Source organism: Prosthecobacter algae (genome assembly GCF_039542385.1).
In the GTDB taxonomy this organism is placed as follows: domain Bacteria; phylum Verrucomicrobiota; class Verrucomicrobiia; order Verrucomicrobiales; family Verrucomicrobiaceae; genus Prosthecobacter; species Prosthecobacter algae.
This window is the reverse complement of the sequence record NZ_BAABIA010000004.1, coordinates 318,401-332,530: the sequence shown is the minus strand read 5'-3', so window position 1 is coordinate 332,530 and position 14,130 is coordinate 318,401. Positions and strand designations below refer to the sequence as shown.

The window sequence follows — 14,130 nt, the reverse complement described above, 5'->3', positions numbered from 1 at the left end:
ATGTCACTGGCAGGTTGGCAAAAGGTTTCAAACCCGCTAATCTGCTGCGCATCCGGCGGTTATGATATTTCCCATCCTGCGTGACATCCTGCACACCCCGGCGGTGGACATCATTCTGCATTTGAAGCAGTCCTCCGGCATGACGGTGAAGGAGCTGTGCGCCCTCATGAAAATGAGCTACATGGGAGTGAAGCAACACTGCGATGCCCTGGCGGACAAAGGTTATCTGGACACATGGCGGCACCCGGTGCCCCATGGTCGGCCGGAAAAGATCTATCGGCTGACCGCCAGGCTGGACCCACTTTTCCCCTCCACCAATGCCGAACAGTTCATCGAACTGCTGAATCAGGCAGAGCGTTTGTTTGGTGCCACGGCACCTGAAAAGCTTTTGTATGCCTTTTTTGGTTCCAAAGCAGAACGCTATGCCCGGAAGGTGTCTGTGGAAGCCGAACTCGAAAACCGGGTACTCGTTCTGGCCCGGCTGCGCAGTGCCGATGGGTGCATGTCCGTGGTGGAAATGAGCGGCAATGGCGGGCTGCGCATGGTGGATTACCATTGCCCCTATGGGGAACTGTTGAAGCAGTATCCGCTGATCGAAGAGATCGAGTGTGAGATGATCGAGCGACTGCTGGGCTGCCCGGTGGAGCGTCAGGTGGTGGAGAAATCCGGACTCCGGCGGGTGACTTTCACCCTGGGCCGCGCTTCGGTCTAAGAAGCGGATGGAGGCAGAATGACCGCTGTGAGAGCGGTTCATTACGGTCAATCTAGGCAAAACGCCTGCCAAAGAGGCAGAAAAAGGGCGCGTTTTGCATCAATTTTACATTTTCCAGATAGAAACTGGTAAAAAAGTGGCCACTTTCCCCTCGTTTTTCAAAAACGAGAATCAATGTTGATTACGTCCGCAATTTCGAAAGTTAAGCACAGCTTAGGTTGGGTCGCTTGCTTCGTTGTAGGCGCAGTTCAGGCCCAGATGCTGGAACTGGAAATTCAACCCCAGTGGAATGACCAAGGGTTGAAAGCTGCCCCAGCTCAAAAGCAGACCACCCCGACCGTGCAGAGGCTCGATTTCCTCCTTTCCCGTCTGGCCCTCCAGCGTGCAGACGGCAGTTGGCTGGAATCGGCAGACTGGTTTGCCTTTTACAGCCTGGATAAAGGACGTCTCAAAGCCAAGACAGAGGGGCTGCCTGCGGGGCAGTTTAAGGCCATCCGTTTTGAGGTGGGTGTGCCCGAGGCGCAAGATCTGGCAGATCCCCATCTGCTGCCTGCCGACCACCCCTTGAATCCAGATGTCTGCGGGCTGCACTGGGGCTGGCAGGGCGGCTATATCTGCATGGCCCTGGAAGGTCGTTGGCTGAGAGAAGACGGCGAACTCGGGGGCTTTTCCTATCATCTGGCCAAGGCTGCCAACTCAGTGAAAGTGGAGATCCCCGTGGAGTTCCAGGGAGGCGGTCCCGTGACCCTGCAACTGACGCTGGATGTGGCTCAAATTCTGAAGGGCATTGATTTCAGCAAGGATGGCAGCTCCACCCATTCCCGGGAGGGAGATCCCCTGCTGCCGCGGCTGAGGAGCAATCTTGCCCGCGCCTTCCATCTCCAATCGGTGCGTTATGACCTCTATCAGACCGTCACCAAAAGCAGGACTGACAAAGCCTCCCTGGCCCCCACGAGTGAAGGCTACCCACTGGCGGTGACCCGCCGCTTTCCCCAGGTGAAGCTGCCAGCGGACAATCCGCTAACTCTCCAGGGAGTGGCCCTGGGCGAAAAACTGTTCCATGACCGCCGCCTGTCCATCAACAGCAGCCAGTCCTGCGCGAGCTGCCACAGCCGAGGAGCTGCCTTCAGCGATCCTCGCCAGTTCAGCACCGGGGCGGAAGGTCAAATAGGCACACGCCATGCGATGCCACTTTTCAATCTGGCCTGGGAGCAGTCCTTCTTTTGGGACGGCCGGGCCAAGAGTCTTCGGGAGCAGGTGCTGGCCCCCATCCAGGATCCGCATGAAATGAATGAGACGCTGGAACGTGTGGTGCTCAAGATCGCGGATGCGAAAGAGGACTTTGCCGCCGCCTTTGGTAGCACCGAAATCACCCCGGAGCGCATTGCCAAAGCGTTGGAGCAATATTTGTTAACCCTGGTCTCCCAGGAATCCCGTTTTGACCGCACGGTGCGCAAGGTGGCGCAGATGACAGAGGAGGAAAAACGCGGCCTGCAGCTCTTCGTGACAGAGTTCGACCCTGCACGCGGCCTGCGCGGTGCAGATTGTTTTCACTGCCATGGCGGCACCCTTTTCACCGATCATCAGTTCAAGAACAACGGTCTCGACCTCGTCCCTACCGATCTGGGTCGGATGAAGGTGACCGGAAATCCGGCGGACCGAGGCAAGTTCAAAACACCGAGCCTGCGCAACATCGCGGTCACGGCCCCCTACATGCACGACGGCCGTTTTGCCACCCTGGAAGAAGTCGTGGAGCATTACAGCAGCGGCGTAAAGCGCAGCGAAACCCTGGACCCCAACCTGGCCAAGCATCCCGACACCGGCCTGCAACTGACAGCCGAAGAGAAGAGGGCCCTGGTGGCCTTCCTCAAAACACTCACCGATGAGGAGTTCATCGCCGAACCCGCCAAAGCCAAGATCGCCCGCCGACCATGATGATTTTTTTCCGTTCTATCATCCTTCTGCTGCTGGCTCTTGGATACCCAGCCTTTGCCGCAGATGATCATGCCCTGTCAGACCTGCTTTCCGCCGAGGCGCAGATGCTGGCCCCCTCATTCATCGTGCAGACAGGCCCTGCCCCGACACCGGCCCAGCGGAACCAGGTGGGCGTGTGGTCGCCTGTCATCAACTGGACACCCCATATCCCGGTCACAGCGGCAACGCTGCCGGACGGACGGCTGCTGACCTTTTCCTCCAACCAACGCACCACCTTTCCGGTGGGGGCTGAGTTTACCTATGCGGCGGTGTGGAATCCGGCGACAGGGGTGTTCACCGAGATCAACAACAACCGTCACGACATGTTCTGCGGGGGCACCGTGCTGCTGCCGGACGGACGGCTGGTGGTCAATGGCGGGCGCAACACCACGCGGCTGACGAGCGTCTTTGACTGGCGCACCAGCCAGTGGGCGGTGATGCCCAACATGAACGATGGCCGCTGGTACAACACCAGTGTGGCGCTCACCGATGGCAGCATCTTCACCGTCACGGGCGATGGTGGCACCAATACGGCAGAACGCTGGACCGCCGCCAACAACTGGACACGGCTGAGCGGTATCAACTGGGCCACCGTGGTCAGCCAGCCAGGCTATGTGACACGCTGGCACCCGCTGATGGTCGTGGCCCCGGACGGCCGTCTTTTCCATGGCGGCCCCACACGCCAGATGAACTGGGTGACCACCGCCGGAACTGGCAGCCTAACCTACAGTGGTGTCAATGTTCCCGGCACCCATTTCCCAAAGGAGGGCTGCTTTGCCATGTATGGTGAGGGGCGAATCCTGGTGGCCGGCGGCTCGCTCAACACCAATTCCAACCCCAGCGACAGCTCCACCGGGACAAGCACCAACCTAGCCTTCACCATCGACATCCGCAGCGGCACGCCGGTGGTCGCAGCGACTTCCCCGATGAAGTATGTGCGCCAGTTTGCCAACTCCGTCATCCTGCCCAATGGCGAGGTGATGGTGATGGGCGGAAACTCCTCCGGCCTGAAGTTCAATGACACGGGCAGCATCCTGTCCCCCGAAATCTGGAATCCCACCACGGGTCAGTGGCGGGAGGTGACGGACATGAGCGTCCCGCGCAACTATCATTCCCTGGCCTTGCTGCTGCCAGACGGCCGCGTGTGGTCCGGCGGCGGCGGCCTCTCCGGCAACAGTGCCGACCATCGTGACGCCCAGCTCTACACGCCCCCGATGCTGTTCAAGGCCGATGGCAGCGCCGCCGTGCGGCCCGTGATCCAGCAGGCTCCTTCATATGTGGGCACAGGCATGACCTTCACAGTGCAGGCCACACCAGGAATCACCAAGTTCAGCTTCATCAAAATGTCCTCGCAGACGCACTCGATGAACACCGATCTGCGCTACTTGAGCCTGCCCTTCACCGAGACTTCTCCCGGCCTCTATTCCGTCACCTCCCATGCCAACCTGAACGTGATGACCCCAGGCTACTGGATGCTCTTCGGCATTGGCGCAGACGGTGCTTACTCAGAGTCCAAAGTGATCCAGGTGGATCCTGCGACGGCGGTTTCCATCAGCAATCCCGGCAGTCAATTCAGCGCGATGAATGCCGCCACCGTCCTCGCCCTCTATGGCATGGCCCCAGGCAATGGCACCCTGAGCTTCAGCGCCAGTTCCCTGCCCCCTGGCATGGTCATCCAAAGCAGCACGGGCATCATCAGCGGCACGCCTTCGACCACGGGGACCTACACCTCACGGGTGACCGTGACGGACGGCATCACCAGTGCCAGCGCCGAGTTCACCTGGACAATCACTCCGGCCAATGTGAGCCATGACTTTGCCACCTTCAGTGGCAGCAACAGCAGCCTGCAGCTCAATGGCAGTGCCAGCATCAATGGAGGCATCCTGCAATTAACCCCCAATGGAGCCAACCTAGCAGGGGCGGCCTTTTTGAAAACACCGGTGCCGGTATCTGGCGGCACCTCGTTCAACACCCGTTTTGTTTTCCGGATGAACGGCGCAGGCGATGGAGCTGACGGCATGACCTTTGTGCTTCAAAATGATCGGCTCGAGACCACCGGAAGCGCGGGCGGTGGCCTGGGCTACGAAGGCCTGATCGAAAGCCTGGCCATCGAGCTGGACACGTACGCGGGCGGCTCCGACCCCAACGCCAACCACATTGGCGTGCTGACCAATGGCATCGTCTCCCCACACCTCACCACCTACACGGCCCCTTTTGATCTGGAAAACGGAGCCAGCCACACCCTGTGGGCAGAGTATGACGGCACCACCAATACGCTGCGTGTTTACCTGGCCCAGGGAGTCGTCACCACACGCCCGGCAACCCCGGTGATGACCACCACCGGGCTGGATCTGACCTCTCTGCTGGGAGCCAGCGCTTGGGTCGGTTTCACCGGCGCCACGGGAGGCAGCACCAATACTCATGAGGTGCTGGCCTGGAGCTTTTTCAGCAATGCCTTTGCCCTGCCTACAGCCCCCGTCATCACCAGTCCCGGCCCGCAGAGCGGGGTGATGAGCATCGCGGTGACTCGGCCCGTCATGGCCACGGACATCAACCAGGATGTGCTCACTTTCAGCGCCACAGGTTTGCCCCCCGGTCTAACCATCAGTCCAACCACAGGCATCATCAGCGGCACCCCGACCGCCGCAGGCAGCTACACGCCCACAGTGACGGTGACCGATGGCAATACCGCCCCGGCCAGCACCAGCTTCTCCTGGGGGGTGAATAGCACCCTGGTGCTGCAACCGCTGACCACGACCGCCGTGATCACAGGAGTGAGCGTCAATTTCATCGCCCAGAGCAATGGTGGAGCCAATCCACGCTACCGCTGGGATTTTGGCGACGGCAGTCCGGTGACAGACTACAGCACGGCGACCCTGGCCCTGCACCCATACGCCGCACCTGGCCGCTATCTGGTGACATTGACAGCCACGGACGACACAGGTGTGGTGGCCACAACCACCGTGAACCAAGTGATCCACGCGCCGCTGACGGCGAAAAAACCCACCAATTCCACCAGCATTGCCTTTGAAGACCGTGCCGCTGGCAACGACCGCATTTGGGTGGTGAATCCTGACAGCGACAGCGTGACGGTGCTGGATGCCGTGACACGGACCAAGCTGGCTGAAACCACCGTGGGCACCGCCCCGCGCAGTGTGGCCATAGCTCCCGATGGCCGCGCCTGGGTGGTGAATGCGGAGAGCGCCACGCTCTCCATCCTCAACAGCAGCACCTTTGCCATCGCCTCCACGGTGAGCCTGCCACGCGGCTCGCGCCCGTTCGGCCTGGCTTTTGATCCGAACGGCACTGCCGCCTTTGTGGCTCTGGAAAACTCCGGTCAGGTGCTCAAACTGAATCCGCAGACGGCGGCCACCGTGAGCGTGCAGGAGGTGGGCCTGCATGTGCGCCACCTTTCAGTCAGTACCAATGGCGGGCGCATTTATGCCAGCCGTTTCATCACACCGCCGCTGCCCGGAGAGAACACCGCCACCCCGGACACGGCGGGCAAAGGAGGTGAAGTGGTGGTGCTGAATGCCGCCACCCTGGCCATCGAAAAAACCATTATCTTGCAGCACAGCGAGGCGGAAGACACCCCCACATCGGCCCGCGGCCTGCCTAACTATTTGGGGGCCATGGCCCTCTCCCCCGATGGCCTTTACGGCTGGGTCCCCTCCAAGCAGGACAACATCCGGCGCGGCACTCTCCGCAACGGCGTGGGGCTGAACCATGACCAGACGCTGCGTGCGATCGCCAGCCGAGTCAATCTGACGGCACAGGCCGAGGACTATGCGGGGCGGGTGGACTTTGACAATGCCGGCATGCCCAGCGCGGCGGCATTTGATCCCTGGGGAGGCTACCTCTTTGTGGCGCTGGAAAGCAGCCGCTCAGTCGCAGTTGTGGATGCCTGGTCCCAGCAGGAGTTGATGCGATTCAGCACTGGCCGTGCGCCGCAGGGGCTGGCTGTTTCGCCAGATGGCCGCACCCTGTATGTGCAGAATTTCATGGACCGCAGTGTCACCATTCATGACATCAGCGGCATTCTGGGCGGCAGTGCGCAATTGCCGCCTGCACCCGTCACCGTGGGCACCGTCAATACCGAAAGGCTTTCCCCTCAGGTGCTGACGGGCAAGCAGCTCTTCTATGATGCGCTCGACAGTCGGGTGGCCCTGCAGGAATACATTTCCTGCGCCGGCTGCCACAACGATGGAGGTCACGATGGCCGCACCTGGGACCTCACAGGCTTTGGCGAAGGGCTGCGCAATACCATCACACTGAAGGGTCATGGCAGCCAGGGTGCGCTGCACTGGTCTGGCAATTTCGACGAGGTGCAGGACTTTGAAGGCCAGATCCGGAATCTGGCAGGAGGCACCGGCTTGATGAGCGATGCGCAGTTCCACGCAGGCACGCGCAATCAGCCGTTAGGCGATGCCAAAGCAGGTATCAGCAGTGATCTGGATGCCCTCGCAGCCTATGTCCAATCCCTGACCGCCGAATCCCGCAGCCCGCACCGCAACAGCGACGGCAGCCTCACGGCCCAGGCAGTGGAAGGTGAAAAAACCTTCCGCCAGATGAACTGCGCAGGCTGCCACAGCGGCAGTGCATTCACCAACAGCGCCCTGAACATTTTCAGCAACGTCGGAACGATCAAGCCAGCCAGCGGCAAGCGCCTGAACGGTGCGCTCACCGGTTTTGATGTCCCGACACTGCGCGGCCTGTGGGCGACAGGCCCCTACCTGCATGACGGCTCTGCCAGCACACTGACGGCTGCCGTCCGTGCTCACAGCGGAGTCACCCTGAGTGATGCGGATGCAGCCAAACTCACGGCCTATCTGCTGCAGATCGATGAGGCTCCCGCAGCCGCCCCTCTGCCCGTGACCGTCACACTCAGCAGCACCGCAGCACCGGCTGTGAATGCACCCTTCACCGTCACGGCCACCTTCAGCCACGCGGTTTCCGGCTTCACCCTCACGGACATCACCTGCACAGGTGCCACCGCAACGGCCCTGACCGGCAGCGGCAGCAGCTACAGCTTTACGCTGACACCGACGGCGGATGTGAGCGTGAGTCTGGCGGCCAATGTGGCGCAGGATTCCAGCGGCCTCGGAAACCTGAGTTCCACAGCTCTGACGCGCAGCTACCAGTCCCCTGCCCCCGTGCTGGTGGGCCAGGACATCGGCAGCCTGCAACTGGCCGGATCGACCTCGCTGGATGCGGAGACAGGCACCTACACCCTGACGGCCTCGGGCCAGGACATCTTCTTCAATGAAGACGGCTTTCATTTCACCAAGGTCCTGCTGGACGGAGATGGCGAGATCCGCGCCCGGGTGCGCAGCTTTGACAATACCAATGCCTGGGCGAAAGCGGGCGTGATGATCCGTGAAAATCTCACGGCGGGCTCGCGCCATGCCACGATGTTTATCACCCCTCCTGCGGCGAACAACGGCTTCGGCCTCGTCGCACGCACCACTGCGAATGCGGCGACGGCCTATGCCCAAGGCCCTGCTCTGAATCCTGTGCCTAACAACTGGGTGCGCATCGTGCGGGCGGGAAATGTGCTGACGGGTTACGCCTCAGCCGACGGAACTGCCTGGACCCAGGTAAGCACCGCCACTCTCACGGGGCTGCCTTCCCAGGTTTTTATCGGTCTGGCCGTCACCTCCGGCCAAATCAATCAAACGACCTCAGCGGTGTTTGACCGCGTTCAAATCACCGGTGCCCAGAGCGTGCAGGCACCGGCCGTCACCCTGAGTGCGGCATCCACCTTGGAGACAGGACCATTCACCGTGCAGGTGCAGTTTACCCAACCGGTCACCGGGCTGGCCCTATCCGATTTTGTGGTGGGTCTCGCGACGGTCTCCAACCTTTCCGGCAGCGGTGCAAGCTACAGCCTGACTGTGACCCCCACAGCACCGGGCAACGTGACACTGAGCCTGCCTGCGGCCACGGTGATCAATGCCGGAGCCATTGGCAACACCGCCTCCAACAACCTCAACGTCACTTACGCGCCACCCGTGGCCGTGACTCTTCAGGGGCAGGATGTCGGTTCAGTGGAAGTGACGGGATCTACCTCTTTCGATGCTGGCCAATACACCCTGCAGGCAGCCGGGGAAGACATCTTCTTCGCTCAGGATGGCTTCCAATATGCCCTGACACAGCTCACGGGCGATGGCGAAATCCGCGCCCGCGTGACCAGCCAAACTCTCCTGAATGCCTGGGCCAAAGCAGGTGTCATGTTCCGTGAAAACCTGACAGGCGGCGCGCGGCACGTCATGATGTTCACCACGCCCACGGGCTCCGGAAATGGCTTTGGCAGCGTCTGGCGTCCGACGGCCAACGGGGCCACCAGCTATGCCGCAGGCCCTGCCCTGAACCCATCCCCCAACAACTGGGTGAGGCTGGTCCGGGTGGGCAATACGCTGACGGCCTACGCCTCGGCAAATGGCACCGCCTGGACGCAGGTGAACACCACCACTTTGAGCGGGCTGCCATCCTCCCTTTATGTGGGGCTGGCCCTCACCTCCGGCGCACGCACCCAGCTCGGCACCGCCACTTTCGACAATGTACAGATCGTGGGTTCGCAAAGCGCCGTGGCACCCGCGGTGACATTGACTTCACCCTCGTCCCTCGAGACAGGTTCCTTTACCCTGCAGGCACAGTTTACGCAAAGTGTCACCGGGCTGGCTTTAGCGGACTTCGTGGTGACCAATGGCACGGCGTCCAACCTCATTGGCAGCGGCACGCAATACAGTGTGACCATCACTCCAACCGCCGAGGGAAATGTCACCATCTCCCTGCCTGCGGGAGCCGCGCAAAACAGCAGCGCAATCGCCAGCAGCACCTCAAACACACTCATTGTTAGCTACATCCCACCGGCGACCATCAGCCTCCAGGGCCAGGACATCGGGAATGTGGCAGTTGCAGGCTCAACCGACTATGAGGCCAGCACCGGCACCTACACTCTGAAAGGGGCGGGCCAGGACATCTTCTTCACCCAGGACGGCTTCCAGTATGCGGCAGTCCGGCTGGTGGGAGATGGCGAAATTCGAGCCCGTGTGACCAGCCAGAGCAATCAAAATCCCTGGGGCAAGGCGGGCGTGATGTTTCGCGAATCCCTAACTCCAGGCTCCCGCCATGCCCTGATGTTCACCACGCCGACCGGTGCTGGCAACGGCTTTGGTTTTGTCTGGCGGTCCGGTGTCAATGCGGCGGCGAGTTATGCCGGCGGCCCGGCCCTGAATCCTGCGCCTAACAACTGGGTGCGACTGGCGCGGCTCGGCGATACCTTCACCGCCTATGCCTCGGCCAATGGGACGAGCTGGACACCCGTGAGCGTGGTGACCCTGGAAGGGATGCCATCCACCCTGCATGTCGGCTTGGCGGTCACCTCATCCAGCCCGGCGGCACTTTCCACGGCGGTATTTGACCAGGTCCAGATCGTCGGCACACAGGCAGTCGCAGGCGGCAGTGGCAGCACGCCCGGGACACCTGATTCCGCTCCAGGATCTTCGAATGCGAAGGACCGTGATTTCGATGGAGATGATGTCAATGACCTCATCGAATACGCCTTTAACAGCGATCACCAATACGATGCCGGCTGGTGGCTGACGACCACACCTGAAGGACGTGTGGATGCCCACCTCATCCGCCCACGCATTGTGACCGATGTCACCTTCAAGCTGGAGAGCAGCACGAATTTGCGGGACTGGCAGCCTCTGATGATGGCACCGATCGCTACTGATCTGGGTACCGATGAAGAGCAGCTCACCTGGGCAGGCATCAGCCATGTCACAGGCCAGTCTGCCCAGCGCGGCATGGTCCGCCTGCGGGTCACCCACAGCAGCGGCATCACCGCAGCCAGCACGCCGCAGTGCTGGCAGCAGATGGACCTGATCCCAGGTTCCCAGACCATCGGCGTAAGCTGGGTCAATGCCCCCCTGTATGCCGGGTTTGTCGGGGACCTTGCATCGGCCAGCTCGCTGAATGTCCAGGGCCAGATCCTGCCCGTCTATCCTGCCCATACGCCGTGCTACCTGGAAGTGCGCGACGGCGCCCATGCGGGACATCGTTATGACATCCTCAGCATCACGGGGCAGACCCTTTCCCTGGACCTCACCTCTGCCAATTCCACCCTGAAAAGTCTGCCCACCGACCTGGCGGGAGCCCGCGTGGTGGTGCGGCCGCATGTGACCCTTGGCCAAGTGTTTCCCAAGACGCTGCTGAAAGGTGCCTATGGATCCATCCAAGCAGACCAGGTACTGACCTTTGAGCAAATGGAATGGAAAAAGTACTGGCTGGAGCTTTCCTCCAACCGGCATGAATGGAGGCCGACCGGCGACAGCAGCCAGCCTTCTGCCGATGACCTGATCATTCCTCCAGGCACCGGGGTGATGGTCAAGATCGCCGCCCAGGCCAGCACCTACACGCTGACTGGTCATGTGCGCACAGGCGCGTTTGTGCGGATCCTGGATCAAACGCACAATCTTCTGGCCCTACCCTGGCCGGTGGACTCGACCCCGCAGCAATTGCAGTTCGCCGCTACGCATGGCTTCACGGCCGGCAAAAACAGCTCCGTGTCCGACCAGTTGCAACTCTGGGCAGGCGACCACTCGCCTGGGGCCGCCTCCTACACCGTTTATTGGCTGCGCCAAGCCAATACCCTGGGGGCCTGGACGCCCCGAAGCGATGCCTCGGCCCCGGACGTCAGCAACAGCCTGCTGCTGCCCGCCCATCGCTCCTTCTTCCTGAAGATCGTGCCCCGGTCAGGTGAATCGGAATGGAAGATGCCGCTCGTGAATCCTTGAATTCGGGAGAGGTCTAAGCCTCAAGGCTTGGGCGGTGTCGCTGTGTTCAATGTTGGCTCTCCCTGGATCCAGCCCAGGGAGGCCAGAAAGCGATCCGTGGCGACGAGAGTCTCATGGAAGAACTTGTTGTTAGCCTTGCCTGCATTGAAAAAACCATGCCCCTGCCCTTCGTAAAACAGCGCTTCACAGCGGACGCCTGCCTTGACCATGCCGTCTTTGAAGCGTGCGACCACGGCCACCGGGATCAGCTTGTCCTCGGTGCCTAGAAAGATGATGGCAGGAGGATCGTCGGAGGTGATGTTGTGCGCGGGAGAAAACTCCTTGTAGCGGTCTTTCATCCGGGCCGTCCCCCAGCCCTGGTCAGGACCATTGTCAAAGACCGGATTGAAAAGCGCCAGCGCATTGGCCTTGGGCGATATCGCGAGGTCATCCTGCGGATCATCCAGGCCCTTCACCATGCCAACAAAAGCTGCGAGGTGACCTCCCGCTGAACCGCCGCCTGCGCCGATGCGCTGCGGATCAATCCCCAGCTCCGCCGCATGCCCACGGACCCAACGCATGGCAGACTTCGCATCCTGCACACAGACCAGCGGCGGAGTATCGGCAGCAGTGCCTTTGAGCAAACGATACTCCACCTGGATGCAGACCAGGCCCCGAGTCGCCAGATAATCGCTGTGTTGACTGAATTGCGTGGGGCCACCGCCTACCCAGCCACCGCCATGGAAAAAGACCATGGCCGGACGCTTATCTTCAGCCTTCCAGCCCGGCGGATTGACAAGAGTCAGCTTCAACGGGCGATCCCCCACTTTTTTATAAACATGGGTCGCAGGCTCTGCCGCCTGGAGGGTGACTGAAACAGAAAGGCAGGCGAGGACGAAGAGTCGGGTGAACATGCAGCCCAGAAACGCCGGGGGTGAGATTTGCTTTCATCCGACTTCGGGCTGGATGTTCGGATGAAGAAGGGCGTATCGTCCTGGAAATATCATGCGCACCGCCCCTGCCGCCGTTCTTTACGAAACTGGAAAACCAATGGTGATCGAAGAGGTCACTGTGCTGCCTCCGCAGGCAGGTGAGGTCATGGTGAGGATGAAGGCCGCCGGGGTCTGCCACAGCGACCTGCACGTGATCAAAGGCGACCTGCCCATGACCTGCCCCATCATTCTGGGGCATGAAGGGGCAGGCATCGTGGAGGAAGTGGGTCCTGGGGTCAGCTCCGTACAACCTGGGGACCATGTCATCCCCATCTGGCGCGCCTCCTGTGGCCGCTGCGAGTACTGCCTGAATGGCAAGCCGGCCCTTTGCGATATGGGCACCGCCATGCGCTTCACCGGCACGATGCCCGATGGGCAGACCCGTTTTCGCAATGCCCGTGGTGACAGCATCCGCCACTACGCGGGTGTCTCCACCTTCAGCAGCCTTTCCACCATGCCGGAGGCGGCGGTGGTGAAAATAGACGCCGATTTCCCTCTGTGGAAAGCCGCCCTGATCGGCTGCGGAGTCATCACCGGAGTCGGGGCCGTGACGTACGCGGCGCAGGTCCGGCCCGGCTCCACCGTCGCTGTGTATGGCTGCGGCGGTATCGGTCTGAACATCATCCAGGGCGCCAGACTGGTCAGCACCGCGCAGATCATTGCCGTGGATACCGTGGCCTCCAAGGAAACCTGGGCACGGCAGATGGGGGCCACCCATTTTGTGGATGCCAGCACCTGCGATCCGGTGCAGGCCGTCAAGGACCTGACCGGCGGACGCGGCGTGGACTATGCGTTTGAAGCCATCGGCCTGCCCAGGCCCATCGAGCAAGCTTATGACAGCGTGCGCAAAGGCGGCACCTGCGTGGTTTCCGGCATCTGCCGGGCCGATGCCCGCGCGGCGATCAATGTGAACCAGCTCGTCTATGCCGAAAAGACCCTGAAAGGCACCCTCTATGGCAGTGCCCGGCCACGGGTGGACCTCCTCAACCTCATCGGCCTGCACCGCAGCGGCCATCTGCTGCTGGATGAACTGCTGACGAAGACCTATCCGCTGGAGCAGATCAATGAGGCCTATGAATCCCTGGAACGTGGCGAGGTGGCCCGCAGCCTCATCCTTTGGGACTGATCGTCCGGGACTGTACCTTGACGGTGCCCCAGACAACCTCCATGGTCCTCTTACACATGGTCACCACCGTCGCCATCATTGTGATCCTCGGGGTTCTCCTCATGATCTTGGAGACCTTTGTTCCCGGCATGATCGCCGGGATTTTGGGCGCTCTGTTCGTTTTGAGCGGCGTGCTGCTGGTCATGACGGCCGATGAGTTCTCCAGCTGGCCAAGCTGGGGACGCGGAGCTGCGGCTTGCGGCATCATCATCGGCTCGGCTGCCTTGCAACTCATCTGGCTGCGCTTCTTTGCGGTCAAATTTTGGAGCCGCTCATTCACGCTCCAGGCGGAGATCCCTTCAGCCGACTCTACCCAAACACTGGCCTGTGGCACGGAGGGCGTGGCCCTCACGGAATTACGCCCGCTCGGACGGGCGGAGTTTAATGGCAGCCGGCGCGAGGTCCGCTGCGAGGACGGTTTTGTCCCCGCCGGTTCACGGCTCCGCATCACCGGTTCAGAACCGGGCAATCTTTTGGTCCGCGTCATCCTCCACCAACCCCTCTAGC

The 14,130-nt window shown here is 61.3% G+C and carries 6 protein-coding genes; 5 read left to right on the top strand and 1 reads right to left on the bottom strand.

Translation table 11 applies throughout. From position 1 onward, the window contains the following. Nucleotides 1-61 precede the first annotated feature (61 nt). The 3 genes from ABEB25_RS11280 (at nt 62) to ABEB25_RS11270 (ending at nt 11,487) form a co-directional block, all read left to right on the top strand. Nucleotides 62-712, top strand: a complete 651-nt coding sequence (locus tag ABEB25_RS11280) for a helix-turn-helix transcriptional regulator (protein ID WP_345736509.1) — start codon at nt 62-64, stop codon at nt 710-712. A 258-nt stretch (nt 713-970) separates the two neighbouring features. Next, entirely contained in the window at nt 971-2,647 is a 1,677-nt protein-coding gene (locus ABEB25_RS11275; RefSeq protein WP_345736508.1) for an MbnP family protein, read from the top strand. After that, a complete protein-coding gene (locus ABEB25_RS11270) occupies nt 2,644-11,487 on the top strand; it encodes a lectin-like domain-containing protein (protein ID WP_345736507.1) in 8,844 nt (2,947 codons plus the stop codon). Before ABEB25_RS11275 ends, ABEB25_RS11270 begins: the two co-directional genes overlap by 4 nt. Before the next feature lie 20 nt (nt 11,488-11,507). Here the strand turns inward: ABEB25_RS11270 and ABEB25_RS11265 are convergent, their stop codons facing one another. Continuing rightward, the gene (locus ABEB25_RS11265) at nt 11,508-12,380 is read right to left on the bottom strand and encodes an alpha/beta hydrolase (protein WP_345736506.1); all 873 of its coding nucleotides are present in this window, start codon (nt 12,378-12,380) and stop codon (nt 11,508-11,510) included. Nucleotides 12,381-12,471: 91 nt separating this feature from the next. Here ABEB25_RS11265 and ABEB25_RS11260 point away from each other — a divergent pair, with 91 nt between their 5' ends. Both ABEB25_RS11260 and ABEB25_RS11255 read left to right on the top strand, forming a co-directional pair. Further along, on the top strand, nt 12,472-13,584 hold the full coding sequence (locus tag ABEB25_RS11260) for a zinc-binding dehydrogenase (protein WP_345736505.1): 1,113 nt from the start codon (nt 12,472-12,474) through the stop codon (nt 13,582-13,584). 41 nt (nt 13,585-13,625) lie between these two features. Further along, the gene (locus tag ABEB25_RS11255; protein ID WP_345736504.1) at nt 13,626-14,129 is read left to right on the top strand and encodes an NfeD family protein; all 504 of its coding nucleotides are present in this window, start codon (nt 13,626-13,628) and stop codon (nt 14,127-14,129) included. The last annotated feature ends 1 nt before the right edge of the window (nt 14,130 follow it).